Source organism: Burkholderia glumae LMG 2196 = ATCC 33617 (assembly GCF_000960995.1).
Classification (GTDB): domain Bacteria; phylum Pseudomonadota; class Gammaproteobacteria; order Burkholderiales; family Burkholderiaceae; genus Burkholderia; species Burkholderia glumae.
The window spans coordinates 1,560,858-1,577,574 of the sequence record NZ_CP009435.1 but is presented as its reverse complement, the minus strand read 5'-3'; the positions used below and the strand labels follow the sequence as shown (position 1 = coordinate 1,577,574).

Sequence of the window (16,717 nt, the reverse complement as noted above, 5' to 3'; positions counted from 1 at the left end):
ATCCAGATTTCTCGTTCCGGCCGCGACGGCCGCGGCCGGAATGCACGTGACGGCGGCCCGCCCGCCTTACAATGGCCGCCCTTCATCCTGTCGCCTGAAAGGCTCGCCGTGGTCACCTCTGCCCTGTCCGAATTCTCGTTGATCGACCGCTATTTCGCACGCCGGGCGCGGCGCCCGAATGCGCGCGCCGCGCTCGGCATCGGCGACGATTGCGCGCTGTTGGCGCCCCATCCGGATACGATGCTGGCGATTTCGACGGATATGCTGGTGGAAGGCCGTCACTTCTTCCCCGACGTGGCGCCGCGCGCACTCGGCCACAAGACGCTGGCCGTCAACCTCTCCGACCTCGCCGCGATGGGCGCCCAGCCGCGCGCGTTCACGCTCGCGTTCGCGCTGCCGCGCGCCGACGCCGACTGGCTCGACGCGTTTGCCGACGGTTTGTTTACGATTGCCGATCGCTACGGCTGCGAGCTGGTGGGCGGCGACACCACGAGCGGGCCGCTCAACCTGTGCGTGACCGTGTTCGGCGACGTCGGCCCGGATCGCGCGCTGCGCCGCGACGCCGCGCGCCCCGGCGACGAGGTGTGGGTGTCGGGCACGCTCGGCGACGCGCGCGCCGGCCTCGGCGTGGCACGCGGCGAGTGGACGGCCGGCACGGCCGAACATGCGACATTTCGCCGCGCACTTGAATGGCCGGAACCGCGCGTCGCGCTCGGCCTCGCGCTGGCCGGCATCGCGCACGCCGCGCTCGACGTCTCCGACGGCCTCGCGGGCGACCTGCGGCACATCCTCGAGCGCTCGCGCGTGAGCGCCGACATCGAGGTGGACGCGGTGCCGCGCTCGGCCGCGCTCGCCACGCTCGCGCCCGAGCTGCAGCGCCTCTGCACGCTGGCGGGCGGCGACGACTACGAACTCTGCTTCACGGCGCCGGCCGCCGCGCACGCGGCGGTGCTGGCCGCCGGCACGACGGCCGGCGTGGCGGTCACGCGGATCGGCACGATCCGCGCGCTTGCCGCGCCCGAGGAGGCGCCCGGCATCCGCTGGCTCGACGGCGCCGGCACGCCGCTCGCACTGACGCTGCGCGGCTTCGATCACTTCCATGGCGACCAGTGACGATCCGGCGCCGCGCGCCGACGCCCCCCGCCCCGGCACGGCCCTCGCGACGGTGCACGGCCAAGGCCGTGCCTCGCCCCGCGCCGGCCGTCCCGAGGCGGCCGCCGGCGACGTGCAGCCGCCGCCGCGCCGCGCAAGTGCGCCGTTCATGCGCTCGCACCCGCTGCACCTGCTCTCGCTCGGCTTCGGCACCGGCCTCGCGCCGCTCGCGCCGGGCCTGGTCGGCTCGCTGTTCGGCTGGCTGAGCTTCGCCGCGTTCGCGCCGCGCCTGTCGCCGGCCGCCACGCTCGCGCTGATCGCGCTCGGCCTCGTGCTCGGCGTGATCGCCACCGGCCGCACGGCGCGCGCGCTCGGCGGCGGCCGGCCGCGCGCGATCGTCTGGGACCACGTGGTGGCGATCTGGCTCGTGATGCTGCTGGTCACGCCGGCCACGTTCTCGCAGCAACTGGCGGCGTTCGTGCTGTTTCGCCTCTTCGACGGCGGCAAACTGCCTCCCGTGCGCCATATCGATCGCCGTTTGAAAGCTGGCTTTGGCATCATGCTCGACGATCTCGTCGCCGCATTCCTGACGCTGCTCGTTATCGCGACGTGGCGTGCCCTGTTTTCCCCTCTTCGATGAGTCCGCCCGCATGCCGACCGATTCCGTCGTCCACCAGCTCGCGATCCGCGCCGGCAACAAGCTGCGCGACGAACACCTGGCGCTCGCGACCGCCGAATCCTGCACGGGCGGCATGATCGCGGCCGCGATCACCGACATCTCCGGCAGCAGCGCCTGGTTCGAGCGCGGCTTCGTCACCTACTCGAACCAGGCCAAGACCGAGATGATCGGCGTGCCGCACGAGTTGATCGAGAAGCACGGCGCCGTCAGCGAGCCGGTCGCGCGCGCGATGGTCGAAGGCGCGCTGCGCAACAGCCGCGCGCAGGTCGCGCTGTCGGTGACGGGCATCGCCGGCCCCGGCGGCGGCTCCGAGCACAAACCGGTCGGCACCGTCTCGTTCGGCTGGAGCAACCGGCTGCATACCGAGGTGGAGACGCTCGTGTTCAAGGGAGACCGCGAGCAGATCCGCACCCAGGCCGCCGCGCACGCGCTGCGCGGGCTGCTGAAGCTGCTCGACGAACGCGAGCGCTGAGCCGGCGCGGCGGGCAAGGCCGCGCCGGGCCGGGCCGCCAGCAGAAAGGGCGCCCCGCGGGGCGCCCTGTTTGGTTTGCACGGGCCGCCGCGGCGCGATGCACGGGCGCGCGGCGGCTCGGGCTCAGCGATGCGCGTTGATCGTGTCGCGCGTGGCCTGCGCGACGCGTGCGGCGGCCTCGGCGAAATCGTCGCCGCTGCTTGCATAGAGGATCGCGCGCGACGAGTTGATCATCATGCCGCCGCCATCGGCGCTACGGCCGGCCGCCACCGTCGCCTGCACGTCGCCCCCCTGCGCGCCGATGCCCGGAATCAGCAGCGGCATCGCGCCGACGATGCCGCGCACGATCTCGATCTCCTTCGGGAACGTCGCGCCGACCACCAGCGCGAGCTGCCCGGTTTTCTCGTTCCAGCGCGTCGCGGCCAGCTCGGCCACCACCTGGTAGAGCGGGCGGCCGCCCGTTTCGAGGAACTGCAGGTCGGAGCCGCCCGGGTTCGAGGTCCGGCACAGCACCACCACGCCCTTGTCCTCGTAGCCGAGATACGGCTCGATCGAGTCATAGCCCATGTACGGATTGACGGTGACGGCATCGGCGCGATAGCGCTCGAACGCCTCGCGCGCGTACTGCTCGGCGGTGCTGCCGATGTCGCCGCGCTTCGCGTCGAGCACGACCGGCAGGCCCGGATGCTGCAGGTGGATATGCGCGATCAGCCGTTCGAGCTGGTCCTCGGCACGGTGCGCGGCGAAGTAGGCGATCTGCGGCTTGAATGCGCTCGCGTAGGGCGCGGTTGCATCGACGATCTCACGGCAGAAGTCGAAAATCGCCTCGGGGCGGTTCGTGAACTGCGCGGGAAACCGCGTCGGTTCGGGATCGAGTCCGACGCAGAGCAGGGAGTTCGTGCGCTGCCAGGCGGCGCGCAGCGTGTCGATGAAGGTCAGCGGAGCGGACATGTTTCGCGGCGGATCGTTGAGGAAATGCCGCGTATTTTACCCGCTGCCGCCGCGCGAGCCGGCCAGCCGGCGCACCTGGGCACGCTCCACGGTGAAGCGAAAGCGCCGCGCGAGCCGGGCGCCGGGACCGAGCAGCGTCATGCCGTGCTGCTCGGCGCCGCCGGGCAGGTTCACGGCGTTGATCGGATGGTCGACCGGCTCGAAGCAGAAGAACGACTCGCCGGGCGGCGTGTAGAGCACGTAGCAGCCGGCGTCCGATTCGATGCCCAAGGTCAGCCCGCGCGACGGCCAGGCGACGCTCGCGCGGCCGCCCCAGCCCGTGAACGCGTGATTGACGAGCGTGGCGGGCAGCGGATAGGCGATGCCGAACTGCCAGGCGGGCGGCACCATGACGTGGCGGCGCGGCAGCCAGTCGGCGCCCGACAGCCAGAGGCCGTTGGCGGCGGCGGCGAGCTCGGTGCCGGCCTCGCGCACGATGAACGGGTGCAGGCCGAGCCCGAACGGCAGCCGCTCGGCGCCGCAGTTCTCGATCGCGAGCGCGATCGTCAGCGTCGCGCCGTCGAGCGCGTACGACTGCGTGGCGCGATAGGCATAGGGCGCGCCGCCGCGACGGTCGAGCGAGAGCTGCAGCGCGGTGGGCGAGACCTCGTCGAGGTGCCAGCGCGCGAGCCAGCCGTCGCCGTGGATCGGCAGCGGTTCGGCCTGGCGGTTCCTGGGCACCTCGACGCGGCGCCCCTCGCACTCGAAGCGCCCGCCGCCGATCCGGTTCGAATACGGCAGCAGCGGATAGCAGCCGAGCGCGTTCGGATCGGTGCCGGCGTCCACGTGGTCGCAGCCGCGGAAGATCGGCGTGGCCGCGCCGTCGCCGCGCCAGTCGAAGCGTGCGATGCCGCCGCCCAGATGCGGCACCACGTCGAGCCGCAGTTCGGCGCTGGCCAGCGTGACGGCCGCATCGGCCGCCGCATGCACGCCCTGCGCGACGCTCGAGGTCTGCGGCCCGGCGCTCACGGGCTGCGCGGCCGCGGCAAGGCGCGCGCGCCGGGAACGCGCGGCGGACGCAGAGGCCGCATTGCCGGGGGTCGAGGTGGTCATGGTCGTCGCTCCTGTCTGCGGCACCGCCGCAGGGGCGGCCGTCACCGCTGCCGGTGACGCCGGATCAAGCCCATCCGCCGTCGACGACGACGTCCTGCGCCGTCATCATACGGCTGTCGTCGGAGGCGAGGAACAGCGCGGCGCGCGCCAGGTCGTCGGGCAGCAGCTCGGCCTCGAGGCACTGGCCGGCCTTGATCGCCGCGCGCCCCGCATCGTCGAGCCACAGCCGGCGCTGCTTGTCGGTCATCACCCAGCCCGGCACCAGCGTGTTGACGCGTATCCCGAACGGCCCGAGATCGCGCGCGAGCGCGCGCGTGAGCCCCTGGACCGCGGCCTTCGAGGTCGCGTAGACGGGGTAGCCGCCGTTCTTCAGCATCCAGCCGATCGAGCCGAGGTTGATGATCGCGCCGCTGCCCGCCGCCTTCATGTCGTCGGCCACGGCCTGCGCGGCGAAGAACTGGTGACGCAGGTTGACCGCGATCGCCGCGTCGAACGATTCTGGCGTGACGTCCTCGATGCGGTGGCGCCTGTCGTTCGCCGCGTTGTTGACGAGCACCGTGATCGGGCCGGTATTCGCGCGCAACGCCTCGATCGCGCGGCGCAGCGCGTCGATGTCGGTGATGTCGGCCGCGGCGAAGACCGGCGCGTGGCGCGCGTCGGCCAGCGTCTCGACCAGCGCGGCGCCGGCCTCGGCGTCGAGATCGACGAAGCCGACCCGCGCGCCCTGTGCCGCGAAATGCGCCACGAACGCCGCGCCGATGCCGGTGGCGCCGCCCGTGATCAGCACGGCGCGATCGGTCAGGCTCGGGTAGCGCGCGCCGCGCGCCGCGTCGGCCGCCATTGCTTGGTTCATCTGGGGTTCCTCCCGGCGCGTCAGTCGCGCGCGCCGCGGTTCTTCAACTGATCGAGCAGCACCGCGGCGAGCAGGATCGCGCCGCGCACCAGGTACTGGTAGAACGCGTCGATGTTGAGCAGGTTCATCACGTTCTCGACCGTGCCCATGATCAGCACGCCGATCACCACGCCCGAGATGGTTGCGCGCCCGCCCAGCAGCGACACGCCGCCGAGCACGCAGGCCGAGATCACGTTGAGCTCGAAGCCCTCGGCCGCGTTCGGCTGGCCCGAGGTGATCCGCGAGGCGAGGATCACGCCCGCCAGCGCCGTCACGGCGCCCTGGATCAGGAAGATCCAGACGCGCGTGCGCTCGACGTTGATGCCGGCCAGGCGCGAGGCTTCCGGATTGCCGCCGATCGCCAGCGTGTTGCGGCCGTAGACGGTCTGGTTCAGCAGCACGCCGAACACGATGAAGCAGAGCAGCGTGACCCAGATCGGCAGCGATACGCCGAACAGCGTGAGGCCGCCCAGCGCGATGAAGGTCTCCGACGAGACGCCCACCGCCTGGCCGTGCGAGACGATGAAGCCGAGCCCGCGCACGATCTCCATGGTGGCGAGCGTGGTGATCAGCGCGTTGATGCGCAGGTAGGCGATCACCGCGCCGTTGACGAAACCGATCGCGGCACCCGCCGCGATTGCCGCGACGATCGCCACGAAGGTGTTGTCGGTGGCGTTGAGCACCATCGCGCAGAGCACGCCCGAGAACGCCACCGTCGAGCCGATCGACAGGTCGAAGTCGCGCGAGGCGAGACAGAACATCATGGTGCAGGCGACCATGCCGATCTGCGAGATCGACAGCGCGAGCCCGAGCATGTTGTCGATCGAGAAGAAGTGATCGACCGTCACCGACATGGTGATGAACATCACCGCGAAGATCACGATCAGGCTGTAGTCGGTGATCTGCTGCCACCACTTCTGCCGGTCGCTGGTCTGCGGAATCAAGGCTTCGGCCGTGCGTTTGGCGGCTGCCTGCGTGATACTTTCCTTGGCTTGCATCGTGTCGCTCCCTGCGTCGCGCGGCCAGGCCGCGCCATCTCCATGTTGATTCGTTCGCCCGCGCCCGCCGCTCAGGCGGCCTGCTCGGCCGGCCCCTGCGGCAGCGCGAGACTCAGCACCACCTGTTCGTTCGCCTCGGCGCGCGCAATCTCGCCGGCGATCCGGCCTTCGCGCATCACCACGATGCGATCGGACACGCCGAGCACCTCCGGCAGCTCCGAGGACACCATCACGATCGCGCAGCCGCGTTCGGCCAGTTCGTAGATCACCTGGTAGATCTCGTTCTTGGCGCCCACGTCGATGCCGCGCGTCGGCTCGTCGAGGATCACGACCTTCAGATCGGGCTCGGCCAGCCAGCGCGAGAGGATCGCCTTCTGCTGGTTGCCGCCCGACAGGAAGCGGATCTTCTGGCGGCGGCTCGGGGTCTTGATCTTCAGCAGCTTGATGAAGCGCTCGGCGGTCTCGGCCTCCTGCCGCCCGTTCAGGAACAAGCCGGCGCGCAGCGAATGGCGGCGACAGCTGATATTGATGTTCTCGGCGACCGTGGCCATCGCGACGATGCCCTCTTCCTTGCGGTCCTCGGGACACAGCACGATGCCGTGGCGGATCGCGTCGCCGGTGCGGCGCACCTCGATGCGCCGGCCGTCGAGCGTGACGGTGCCGCCGCGCCGGCGGTCCGCGCCGTAGATCACGCGCATCAGCTCGCTGCGCCCGGCGCCCACCAGCCCGAAGAAACCGACGATCTCGCCGGCGCGCACCTTGAAGCTGACCGGCGCGCGCAGCTTGTCGGCGGCCAGGCCGTCCACCTCGAGCCGCACCTCGCCGAGCGCGCGCGGCCGGTAGTGGTAAATGTCATTGATCTCGCGACCGACCATCTGGCTCACCAGCTGCTCGCGCGGCACCTCGGCCAGTTTCGGGTGCGAGGCGATCCGGCGGCCGTCGCGGAAGATCGTGCAGGCGTCGCAGAGCCGGTAGATCTCGTCCATCCGGTGCGAGATGTAGATAAGCGCGCGGCCCTGGGCGCGCAGCTCCTCGACGAGCTTGAACAGCACTTCGGTCTCGCGATGCGACAGCGAGCTGGTCGGCTCGTCGAGCGCGATCACGCGCGCGTTGCGCATCAGCGCCTTGCAGATCTCGACCATCTGGCGCTGCGCGATCGACAGGCGCCGCAGCTTGGCCTGCGGATCGAGATCGACGCCCATCGCCTGCAGGCGCTCGCGCACGTGACGCCGCGCATCGCCCTTGCGCACCCAGCCGAACGCGTTCGGCAGCCGGCCGAGCATCAGGTTCTCGGCCACCGTGAGGTCGGGCACATACTGCAATTCCTGGTGGATCACCGCGATGCCGGCGCCGATCGAGGCGGCCGCGCTGGTGAAGCGCACCGGCTCGCCGTCCACCAGCACGCTGCCCGAATCGGGCTGGTATTCGCCGCCGAGGATCTTCAGCAGCGTCGACTTGCCCGCGCCGTTCTCGCCCATGAGGCCATGGACCTGCCCCGCGTGAACGTCGAACGAAATGCCGTCGAGCGCCCGCACGCCGGGGAAGACCTTGCCGATATTGTCGAAACGCAGAACCGCCGTCACATCGCCTCCACTGTCTTGTTGCCGGGCCGCCGCACGCGCGGCGGCCCGCTTTCACGCCGGATGCGCGCCGGCCCGGAGCCGGCCGCGCCTCAGTTCGACGCGAGACCCATCTCCGTGCGCACCATGTTCACGTTGGTACGCGTCGCCAGCATGCCGGTCGTCAGCGTCAGCATCGGCGGCATCTTGTTCTGCGTGATCCACGCGTACATCAGGTCCGCGGTCTCCTCGCCGTGACGCTTCGGGCTGATGATGACGGTGCCGTAGAAGCCCGTCGGCTGCGGCTTCTTGAACTCGTTGAGCGCCGAATCCGAGCCGCCGATGCCGATGCCGATCATGTTGTCGGCCTTGAAGCCGCGGCCTTCGGCGGCGCGCACCGCGCCCAGCACCGCCTCGTCGTTCAGGCCGTAGGCCACCCAGTGCTTGAACTGCGGGTTCTTGGTCAGCGCGATGTTGGCCGCGTTGAAAGCGTTCTCGGTGTCGGTCTTCGCCTGCGGCGCCGCGATCACGTTGGCCTTCGGGAAGCCGGCCGCCACCAGCGCGTCGGTCGCGCCCGTGGTGCGGTCGTGCGCGGTCGGCAGCTGCTCGTAGGTGATGTCGATCGCGCCGACCTCGGCCATGTTCCAGCCGCGCTTCTTGATCTCGGCGGCGAGGCCGTCGCCGACCTGCTTGCCGATGTTGTAGGCCGAGATGCCCATATGCGGCACCGACGCGATCGGCTTGCCGCTGCCGTCCACCAGGCGGTCGTCCACCGTCATCATCTTCAGGTTGTGCGACTTCGCCTTGGCGACGATGCCCGGCCCGAGCTTCACGTCGGGCGTGCAAATGATGAAGCCCTGCGCCTGCTGCGCCGAAAGGTTGTCGATCGCGCTCATCACCTTCTCGCCCGAGGGCGCGCCGATCTTGACGAGCGTGAAGCCCTTGGCCTTGGCGGCCATCTCGGCGAACTTCCATTCGTCCTGGAACCACGGCTCTTCCGGCTGCTTCACGAGGAAGCCGATCTTCACCGGGTCGGCCGCATGGACCACCGGCGCGCCGGCGAGGATGGCCGCCGCCGCGGCGAGCGTGACAAAGGTTCTGCGTTTCATCTGGGTCGTCTCCTGTTGTGCCACTGCTTCGTTTCCGGCCGCCTGATTCTGTGAGGCAACACGCGCGCGGCCGTCGCGTGCTGCGTTCTTTGCGATCCTGGCCGCGGCCCGCGCGCGGGATGCGGCCGTCAGTCGTGGTAGAGCGCCGTGCGCCCGCCGTCGATCGTGATGCAGGTGGCGTTGATGAACGGCGCCTCGTCCGAGGCGAGGAACACCGCGGTCATCGCCACCTCCTCCGGCTGCCCGATGCGCTTCATCGGCGACAGCGCGAGCGTGGCCTCGCGCGCGGCCCGCGGATCGGGCTGCGCGTCCCACCAGTCATGGGTCAGCTGGGTCTCCACGTAGCCCGGCGCGATCGCGTTCACGCGCACGTTGCGCGACGCGTATTCGATGCCGAGCGCCCGCGTCAGGCCCAGCACGCCGTGCTTGGCGACGGGATACGGGAAGCAGCCCGGGATGATCTGGCTGGCGTGCGTCGAGGCGATGTTGACGATGCTGCCGCGGCGCCGCTCGACCATGCCCGGCAGCGCCGCGCGGCAGCCGTTCCAGACGCCGTCGAGATCCACCGCGAAGCAGCGCCGCCAGTCCTCGTCGCGCATCGTCAGCGGATCGCAGAACACGTTCACGCCGGCGTTGTTGACGAGCACGTCGAGCGCGCCGAACTCGCGCTCGGCCGCGGCCACCGCGGCGGCCACCGAGGCGCTCTCGGTCACGTCGGTGCGCTGCACGAGCACGCGCGCGCCGGGTACCGCCCGCACGATCGACGCGGCCGCCTCGCCCCCCGCGGCCTCGTCGAGTTCGGCGATCGCCACCGCCGCGCCCTCGCGCGCGAACGCCAGCGCGATCGCGGCGCCGATCCCGCGGCCGGCGCCCGTCACCAGGGCGGTCTTGCCAGCCAGCCGGTTCATGTGGCCGATGCGCCGCGCGCGATCGCGAGGCCCTTCACGTAGGCCTGCGCGTGCCGCGCGGTGGCGGCCGCGCTCTGGCCCGGCTTGTAGAGTGCCGAGCCGAGGCCGAAGCCATTGGCGCCGGCGCTCAGGTACGGCCCCATGTTGTCGGGGGTCACGCCGCCCACCGGCACCAGCGGCACGCGCGCGTCGATCACGGCGCGCCACGCCTTCAAAGCGATCGGGCCGAGCTGCTCGGCCGGGAACATCTTCAGCACGTCCGCACCGGCCCGCAGCGCGGCGAACGCCTCGCTCGGCGTGGCCACGCCGGGCGCGCAGGCGAGGCCGAGCGCCTTGGCACGGCGGATCACGTCGGCATCCGCGTGCGGCATCACGATCAGCTCGCCGCCGGCGCGGGCGACCTCGTCGACGTACTCGGGGCGCAGCACCGTGCCGGCGCCCACCAGCACCTCGGCGGGCAGTGCCGCGCGCAGCGCGGCGATGCTCGCGAACGGGTCGGGCGAGTTGAGGGGCACCTCGATCAGGCGGAAGCCGGCCTCGACCAGGGCCTGGCCGTGCTCGACCGCCTCGGCCGGCGTGAGGCCGCGCATGATCGCGACCAGCGGGCACGCGGCAAACGCGCGGGCGAGCCCGTCGTGCGGCGTGTACGGGGCGGGCAGCGTGAGTTCGGATGACATCGGTTCGATCTCCTGGATTCAGTGGCGCGGCGCGCTCAGCTCACCGCGCGGGCGGCGGCGCCCACGAGGCCCGCCTGGCTGGCGATGCGCCAGAGCCCGCGCTCGGTCGCGCGCTCGACCACCTGCGCGCCCTCGCAGCCGAACTCGCGCAGCGCCGTCAGATAACGTTCGCACAACCGCCCGTCGCCGATCAGCCTGGGCGGCTGCGCGGCCAGCGTGGTGCCGACCCCGGCCAGCATCGCGACCAGCGCGTTCAACTCGTGGCCGATCAGCAGCCCGGACAGGTAGTCGCCCTGCGCCTGCGGCGCGAGCTGGCCGGTCAGGCCCAGCGTGCGGGTGCTGAAGATGGTGGCGAGCAGGCCCGCGTCGCGGCTCTCGCGCGCCACGCCCACGCCGCGCCGGAACGCGTCGGGGTCGGCCTCGCCCGCCTGCATGGTGCGGCCGAGGATGGTGTGGTCGCGCAGCGTCGCGAACAGCTCGCCCGTCATGTAGGTGCGGAAGCGCTCGATGCGGCCGTCGCGCACCCAGGCCCACTTCGCATGCGTGCCGGGCAGGCCGATCAGCGCCCCTGCGGCGCCGCTCGCCAGGCCCGCGTCACCGGCCAGCGCGCCGACGATCTGGGTTTCCTCGCCGCGCATCACGTCGGGCAGCGTGCCCGGCTCCAGCACGCCGGGCACGATCGCCACCGCCACGCCGCGCGAGGACTCGACGCGAATCAGGCCATCCACCAGCGCGTCGGCATCGACCGGCGTGTTCACGTAGGGCGCCTCGCGCCAGCCCTGGGCGCTGCCGACCATGCCGGCCGCCAGCACCGGCAGCGCCGGCGCGCGGTCGAGCCAGGCGCCGCAGGCCGACTCGAAAGCCGCGTCGAAGGCGGCCGTGCCGCCCGCGCGCGGCAGGTTCATCACGCCGGCCGGATGGGCGTTCGATTCGAGCACGCTGCCGTCGGCAGCGAACAGGAACGCGCGCATCGAGGTGGTGCCCCAGTCGATCGCGATCAACGCGGGGGCGGCGGGGCTCGGAGCCGTTCGGGACATCGTCATCGCTTGATCCTGCGGGTCGTTTGCGGCGCGCTCCAGCCGAGCTCCGCCGAGATCGCGCGCGCCTCGCGCTGCACGATCGGAATCAGTTCGTCCATCCGGTCGAGCGGCATGTACGGAATCGTGCTGGCCACCGACACCGCGGCGACGATCGCGCCCGACGCATCGCGCACCGGCGCGGCCACGCAGCGGATCGACGCCTCGTTCTCCTCGAGGTCGAACGTGTAGCCGCCCGCCGCGTAGTGCGCCATGCGCTGCAGAAAGGTCGATGCATCGGGGCGGCGGTCCGGCTTGAAGCTCACGCCGGCCAGCGAGCGGCGCGAGGCCTCGAACAGCGCGGCCCAGGTGTCGGGCTCGAGGTCGAGCATCATCGCCTTGCCGATGCCGGTCGAGGCGAGCGGCATCCGGTGGCCGATCCGCGAGCGCATTTCGAGGCCGCGCGTGCCGGGGATCTTGTCGATGTAGAGCACGTCGTCGCCGTCGCGCATGCCGAGGTGGATGGTGTCGAGCGTCGCCTCGGCGAGCGCTTCCAGGTGCGGGCGCGCCACGGCCGTGAGCGGCATCTGTTCGAGCGCGATGGTGCCGAGCTCGATCAGCTTCGGGCCGAGCAGGTAGCCGCCCTGTATCTGACGCAGGTAGCGCGCCTGCACCAGGCTGCTGACGAGCCGGTGCGTGGTGCTGCGCGTCGTGCCGAGCGCGGCGCCGATCGCGCGCATGTCGCGCGCGCCGAGCGCGACCGCTTCGAGGATCGCGAGGCCGCGCAGCAGTGTCTGGGTGCCGGCCTGCTGCGCCGCGATGTCGAGCGGCGAACCGGTCACGCTGATGCTGTCGGCAAGCCGTTCGGCCGACGCGCCGGCCGCCGGTGCGCCGTTGGACGGCGCGGCGGAAATCGAGGTCTTGGTCATGAGGGAGCGTGAGTCGCGGACGAACGGTCGCGAAGCGGTGGCTTACGCGGCACCCGAGAATCGGCACGCACGGCGAACGGCAGACTGCTGGATCGGCGTCATCGCTTTGTCTCCTGGTTGCGGCCGGCTGCGGCTACCCGCTTGCGGGAGCGCGCCGGCGCCTATCGAATGGAGCAGATTGTAGAGGCGGCTCGCGCGACATCCAATATTTGAGTGCATCGACCAAATAATGAGATTTTACGGCGCCGGCAGGCACGCGGAAACCGGCCGCGCACACCAGCGGCGCGGCGCGACGAGGAAGCGATGAAGGCGATCGGCAACGGCGGCCACCGCCCCCGCGTCGGGTGGCAAGGCCGGGAAAGCGCGGCGAAGATCCGGCGCGCACCGCGCCGGCGCGAACCCGTGCGCGGCCGCCCGCTATTGCGAGGCGGGCAGCTCGGCGGCCCCCATGCGTCGCGCGATCACGCGCGTGCGTTGGGCCAGATAGGGGGAATTGCGATGCAGATCGAAGTATTTCGGATTGGGCAGCATCACGGCCAGACGCGCGGCCTGCCATGCCGTCAGCCGGCTGGCCGGCACCTTGAAGTAGTAGCGCGCGGCGGCTTCGGCACCGTACACGCCGCGGCCGAACTCGACCGAATTCAGGTAGATCTCGAAGATCCGCTCCTTGTCGAGCAGCGTCTCGAGCATCCAGGTGATGATCAGCTCCTGCCCCTTGCGCAGGTAGCTCTTCTCGCGCGACAGGAACAGATTGCGTGCGAGCTGCTGCGAGATCGTGGAGCCGCCGGCGACGATGCGCCCGCGCGCCCGGTTCTTCTCCCAGGCCTGCAGGATCGCGTCCACCTCATAGCCGTGGTTGTTCGCGAAATCGGCGTCCTCCGAAGCGATCACGGCGCGCTTCAGGTTGCGCGAGATCTGCTCGTAGGGCACCCACTGGTGCTGGATCGCCACCGGCGGCGTGTCGGCCTTGAGCCGCCAGGCATCGGCGCGCATGAACGCGGTCGAGCCGGGGTCGATCACGTTCCATAGCGCGATCTGCGCGAAGTAGTAGAGCTGGGTGGCGAGCCACGCCCCGGCCAGCACGGCGGCCGCGTAGGCGGCCCAGCGCGCCAGCCCGTGCCGGCGCGCCCGAGGCCTGCCGGCGCGGGTCCGGCCGGTGCCGAACGGGATCACCATGCGCGCGGCCCGGCCATGCCGGCGCCGGATTCAGGCCGCGGCGAGCGCATCGCGCAGCGCCGCCAGCACGGGCGCGCCGTCGGGACGCACGCCGCGCCACAGCCAGAACGACTCGGCGGCCTGCTCGACCAGCATGCCGAGCCCGTCGGCCGTGCGCGCGCCGAGCGCGGCGGCGTGCTGCATGAACACGGTCGGCTGCGTGCCGTACATCATGTCGTAGGCGAGCGTACCGGTGCCGAACGCGGCCGGGTCGCACTCGGGCAGCGCCGCATCCAGGCTGCCGGCCGTGGCGTTGACGATCACGTCGTAGGCACGCCGTTCGACGACCGCCGCGCCGCCGCCCGCCAGCGCACAGCCCGCGTCGTGCGCGGCCTGCATGAACTGGCCGGCCAGCTGCTCGGCGCGGCTCGCGGTGCGGTTCGAGATCGTGATCGACAGCGGGCCGCGATCGAGCATCGGCAGCACCACGCCGCGCGCGGCGCCGCCCGCGCCGAGCAGCAGGATCCGCGCGCCGGCCAGCGACACGCCGAGATTGTGCTCGATGTCGCGCACGAGGCCGGCACCGTCGGTGTTGTCGCCGTGGATCGCGCCGTCGGCGTCGAAGCGCAGGGTGTTGACGGCGCCCGCCGCCGCCGCGCGCGGCGACAGCGTGTCGGCGAGCGCATGCGCCTCGAGCTTGAACGGCACGGTCACGTTCGCGCCGCGCCCTCCCTCGGCGATGAACTCGCGCACCGACGCCGCGAAGCCGTCGAGCGGCGCGAGGCGGTGCGCGTAGTCGACCGCCTCGCCGGTCTGCGCGGCGAAGCGGGCGTGGATCGCGGGCGACTTGCTGTGCGCGATCGGATTGCCGATCACGACGTAGCGGTCGCGCGGGGCCGGATGCTGGACGGATTCGCTCATCGTGCCGTCGCCCGCGAGGAGCGGTTCGGGTTCATTTCGTGTCGCCCTCGCCGCTGCCAGCCGCACCGGCATCGGTGCCGGCGGCCGGCGCTCCGGCCTCGCCCTCGGCCGCGCCCGACTCGGCGAGCGCTCCGGCCTCGCCCTCGGCCGCGCCCGACTCGGCGAGCGCTTCGGCCTCGCTCTCGGCCGAATCGTCGGGCGCGTCCAGCAATGTCTCGTCGCCCTCGCCTTCCTCGTCGGCCGCCTCGGTGTCCGACGCGCTCGGCGCGTCGAGCACGTTGAGCAGCCGCACCGAGGCCTCGATCGTCAGCTCGTCGATCGACATCACGTCGAGCAGCACGCGCGTGCCGCGCGCATGCACGCCGAGCCCCGGCACGTGCAGCAGCAACGGCACCTCCTCGAGCCGCACCAGGTCGCCCTTGACGACCGCGGCGACCACCTGCCGGCGGTTCTCCTGACGCAGCCAGCGCAGGCACCAGAAATACTCCATGCGGCGCTGGTGGTCGGCATAGGCCGTGTAGGTATCGTCAAAGCCCTGCACCACCGCGTAGAGGTCGGCGTCCTTCGGCTTGAACGGCGCGGCCAGCTTGGCGGTCACGCCGTGCTGCACGCAGGCGAGCAGTTGCCACTGGTTGACGAGATCGACGTAGCGGCGCAGCGGCGAGGTGCTCCAGGCGTACTGCGCGACGCCCAGGCCCTCGTGCGGCGCGGCGCTGGTCTGCATGCGCGTGCGCTTCGGCCCGGTCGGCGCGCCCAGCGCGCGCTGCGAGCGGTAGATGCCGGGCACCGTGTGGTCGTGCAGGAACGCGCCCCAGGTCGAGTTGGCGAGGATCGCGAGCTCCGAGACGATCAGGTCGAGCGGCGAACCGCGCCGGCGCGGCGTGATCGAGATGTGCTCGCCCTCGACATAGAAGTTGTAGTCGGTATTGCGCTGCACCTCGCGCTTCAAGCCGTAGCCGGCGCGCGCCACCTGGCGCTTCTCGAACAGCGCCTGCGCGAGCGGCCACAGCACCGCGATGTCGTCCTTGTGCGGGTAGTCGCCGGTGCCGGCCGCGAGCGTTTCCTCGGTGACCACTTCCTCGAGCGTGTTGTGGCGCAGGTTGCTCTTGACGAACACGTACTCGGCGCGCGTCTCGTTGGCGACGATGTCCTGCGTCGCGCGATCGACGATGATGTAGAGCGACAGCGCCGGGCGATAACCGCCCTCCTTCAGCGTGAACACCTCGACCACGTCGTCGGGCAGCATGGTGATCTTGTCGCCGGGCATGTAGACCGTGGACAGCCGCGCGCGCGCGATCGCGTCGATCTCGTCGCCGCGCGTGATGCCGAGCGCCGGCGCCGCGATGTGGATGCCGATCCGCACCCGGTTCTCGGGCAGGTGCTCGACCGAGAACGCATCGTCGATCTCGGTGGTGGTCACGTCGTCGATCGAGAACGCGTCGACGCCGGCACGCGGCAGGTCCTCGGGCAGCGGGCCGACCGTCACGGGCGGGAAGCCCGTGCCGTGCGGGAAATGCTCGGCGAGAAAGCGCGCCTCGTGCAGCGCGCGCGCCGAGGCCACCCCGCCGCAGTCGAGCATCAGCCGTGCCGGCGACACGCCGAGCGCGAGCGCGGCCGCGTCGAGCGCCTTGTATTCGATGGAGTTCTTGTCCGGCCGGGTCAGCAGCGCGAGCGCCTTGCCCTCGAACGCGGCCGGCAGCCGGCGCGCCTTCAGCTCCTCCTCGTAGCCCGCCTGCACCAGCGCCTGCTGGCGCTTGCGCTCGAGCGAGGCGAGCGCCATCTTGAGCTGCTCCTCGGGCGCGCGCTGGTACTGGCCACGCCCCTTGCGGCGGAAATAGACGGGCGAGCCGTGCATGCGCAGCACCAGCGCGGCGCGCTCGACGGGCCCATAGCCGCTGCCGAAATACTCGTCGGCGAGCGTGCCGTAGGCGAATTCCTCCTGCGGCGCGCATTCCCACAGAAAATCGAGATCGATCTGCTGCGCGGCCGCATCGGCCTGCTGCATCAGCTCGCCGGCGGCCGGCTTGTCGAATTCGATCAGCACATCCTTGGCGCGCACCTTGGCGCGCCGCCCGCCCGGCAACTCGACCTGAAACGCGTCGCCCTGGCGCGACAGCACGCTACCCGCCTTGAAACTGCCCGATTCCTCGAAAAAAACGTTCACTCGGTTACTCTCGTTGAGACTGTCCGGCGCCGCCTCGCGGCGCCCTCGTCCGGATTGGATTGAATTGCGTCGTCAGCGGCCGGCCGCGCCCGTCGGGCCGGCC

16 protein-coding genes are annotated in these 16,717 nt (G+C 71.4%); 3 read left to right on the top strand and 13 right to left on the bottom strand.

Annotated elements, in window-relative coordinates; translation table 11 throughout:
• Window positions 1-108 precede the first annotated feature (108 nt).
• From thiL to KS03_RS19770, 3 genes are read left to right on the top strand one after another with little or no spacing between them, the layout of a single operon-like run.
• A complete protein-coding gene (gene thiL / locus KS03_RS19780; RefSeq protein ID WP_035980820.1) occupies window positions 109-1,113 on the top strand; it encodes a thiamine-phosphate kinase in 1,005 nt (334 codons plus the stop codon).
• Window positions 1,100-1,732, top strand: coding sequence for a phosphatidylglycerophosphatase A family protein (locus KS03_RS19775; RefSeq protein WP_012734613.1), 633 nt, complete (start codon window positions 1,100-1,102; stop codon window positions 1,730-1,732). Before thiL ends, KS03_RS19775 begins: the two co-directional genes overlap by 14 nt.
• Before the next feature lie 10 nt (window positions 1,733-1,742).
• Window positions 1,743-2,243, top strand: a complete 501-nt coding sequence (locus KS03_RS19770) for a CinA family protein (RefSeq protein WP_012734612.1) — start codon at window positions 1,743-1,745, stop codon at window positions 2,241-2,243.
• Window positions 2,244-2,366: 123 nt separating this feature from the next.
• On the opposite strand, the gene pyrF is transcribed toward KS03_RS19770, so the two are convergent.
• From pyrF to KS03_RS19705, 13 genes are all read right to left on the bottom strand, one after another.
• Window positions 2,367-3,194: an orotidine-5'-phosphate decarboxylase gene (gene pyrF / locus KS03_RS19765; RefSeq protein WP_012734611.1), complete on the bottom strand. Its 828-nt coding sequence runs from the start codon at window positions 3,192-3,194 to the stop codon at window positions 2,367-2,369.
• A 36-nt stretch (window positions 3,195-3,230) separates the two neighbouring features.
• On the bottom strand, window positions 3,231-4,286 hold the full coding sequence (locus KS03_RS19760; protein WP_012734610.1) for an aldose 1-epimerase: 1,056 nt from the start codon (window positions 4,284-4,286) through the stop codon (window positions 3,231-3,233).
• A 64-nt stretch (window positions 4,287-4,350) separates the two neighbouring features.
• Window positions 4,351-5,139, bottom strand: a complete 789-nt coding sequence (locus KS03_RS19755) for an SDR family NAD(P)-dependent oxidoreductase (protein ID WP_012734609.1) — start codon at window positions 5,137-5,139, stop codon at window positions 4,351-4,353.
• 20 nt (window positions 5,140-5,159) lie between these two features.
• Window positions 5,160-6,176 carry an L-arabinose ABC transporter permease AraH gene (araH, locus tag KS03_RS19750; RefSeq protein WP_012734608.1) on the bottom strand — a complete coding sequence of 339 codons (1,017 nt, stop codon included), beginning with the start codon at window positions 6,174-6,176 and terminating at the stop codon, window positions 5,160-5,162.
• A 71-nt stretch (window positions 6,177-6,247) separates the two neighbouring features.
• Window positions 6,248-7,759 (bottom strand): L-arabinose ABC transporter ATP-binding protein AraG, encoded by a 1,512-nt coding sequence (araG, locus tag KS03_RS19745; protein ID WP_012734607.1) that lies wholly within the window; start codon window positions 7,757-7,759, stop codon window positions 6,248-6,250.
• Window positions 7,760-7,848: 89 nt separating this feature from the next.
• Window positions 7,849-8,844 (bottom strand): arabinose ABC transporter substrate-binding protein, encoded by a 996-nt coding sequence (locus tag KS03_RS19740; RefSeq protein ID WP_012734606.1) that lies wholly within the window; start codon window positions 8,842-8,844, stop codon window positions 7,849-7,851.
• Window positions 8,845-8,972: 128 nt separating this feature from the next.
• A complete protein-coding gene (locus KS03_RS19735) occupies window positions 8,973-9,752 on the bottom strand; it encodes an SDR family oxidoreductase (protein WP_012734605.1) in 780 nt (259 codons plus the stop codon).
• On the bottom strand, window positions 9,749-10,429 hold the full coding sequence (locus tag KS03_RS19730; protein WP_012734604.1) for a 2-dehydro-3-deoxy-6-phosphogalactonate aldolase: 681 nt from the start codon (window positions 10,427-10,429) through the stop codon (window positions 9,749-9,751). Before KS03_RS19730 ends, KS03_RS19735 begins: the two co-directional genes overlap by 4 nt.
• 35 nt (window positions 10,430-10,464) lie before the next feature.
• On the bottom strand, window positions 10,465-11,472 hold the full coding sequence (locus KS03_RS19725) for a 2-dehydro-3-deoxygalactonokinase (protein WP_012734603.1): 1,008 nt from the start codon (window positions 11,470-11,472) through the stop codon (window positions 10,465-10,467).
• Complete coding sequence (locus tag KS03_RS19720; RefSeq protein ID WP_012734602.1) at window positions 11,469-12,374, bottom strand: IclR family transcriptional regulator; 906 nt, start codon at window positions 12,372-12,374, stop codon at window positions 11,469-11,471. Before KS03_RS19720 ends, KS03_RS19725 begins: the two co-directional genes overlap by 4 nt.
• 417 nt (window positions 12,375-12,791) lie before the next feature.
• Window positions 12,792-13,550, bottom strand: coding sequence for a monofunctional biosynthetic peptidoglycan transglycosylase (gene mtgA, locus KS03_RS19715; RefSeq protein WP_012734601.1), 759 nt, complete (start codon window positions 13,548-13,550; stop codon window positions 12,792-12,794).
• Window positions 13,551-13,580: 30 nt separating this feature from the next.
• A complete protein-coding gene (gene aroE, locus KS03_RS19710; protein ID WP_012734600.1) occupies window positions 13,581-14,450 on the bottom strand; it encodes a shikimate dehydrogenase in 870 nt (289 codons plus the stop codon).
• Between the two features lie 31 nt (window positions 14,451-14,481).
• Complete coding sequence (locus KS03_RS19705; protein ID WP_012734599.1) at window positions 14,482-16,614, bottom strand: ribonuclease catalytic domain-containing protein; 2,133 nt, start codon at window positions 16,612-16,614, stop codon at window positions 14,482-14,484.
• Window positions 16,615-16,717: the final 103 nt, after the last annotated feature.

Bases quoted from the DNA above. Each gene is read 5' to 3' on its own strand.
- KS03_RS19775 (WP_012734613.1), top strand. From the start codon at position 1,100: ATGGCGACCAGTGACGATCCGGCGCCGCGCGCCGACGCCCCCCGCCCC.
- KS03_RS19770 (WP_012734612.1), top strand. From the start codon at position 1,743: ATGCCGACCGATTCCGTCGTCCACCAGCTCGCGATCCGCGCCGGCAAC.
- pyrF (WP_012734611.1), bottom strand. From the start codon at position 3,194: ATGTCCGCTCCGCTGACCTTCATCGACACGCTGCGCGCCGCCTGGCAG.
- KS03_RS19760 (WP_012734610.1), bottom strand. From the start codon at position 4,286: ATGACCACCTCGACCCCCGGCAATGCGGCCTCTGCGTCCGCCGCGCGT.
- KS03_RS19755 (WP_012734609.1), bottom strand. From the start codon at position 5,139: ATGAACCAAGCAATGGCGGCCGACGCGGCGCGCGGCGCGCGCTACCCG.
- araH (WP_012734608.1), bottom strand. From the start codon at position 6,176: ATGCAAGCCAAGGAAAGTATCACGCAGGCAGCCGCCAAACGCACGGCC.
- KS03_RS19740 (WP_012734606.1), bottom strand. From the start codon at position 8,844: ATGAAACGCAGAACCTTTGTCACGCTCGCCGCGGCGGCGGCCATCCTC.
- KS03_RS19735 (WP_012734605.1), bottom strand. From the start codon at position 9,752: ATGAACCGGCTGGCTGGCAAGACCGCCCTGGTGACGGGCGCCGGCCGC.
- KS03_RS19730 (WP_012734604.1), bottom strand. From the start codon at position 10,429: ATGTCATCCGAACTCACGCTGCCCGCCCCGTACACGCCGCACGACGGG.
- KS03_RS19725 (WP_012734603.1), bottom strand. From the start codon at position 11,472: ATGACGATGTCCCGAACGGCTCCGAGCCCCGCCGCCCCCGCGTTGATC.
- KS03_RS19720 (WP_012734602.1), bottom strand. From the start codon at position 12,374: ATGACCAAGACCTCGATTTCCGCCGCGCCGTCCAACGGCGCACCGGCG.
- mtgA (WP_012734601.1), bottom strand. From the start codon at position 13,550: ATGGTGATCCCGTTCGGCACCGGCCGGACCCGCGCCGGCAGGCCTCGG.
- aroE (WP_012734600.1), bottom strand. From the start codon at position 14,450: ATGAGCGAATCCGTCCAGCATCCGGCCCCGCGCGACCGCTACGTCGTG.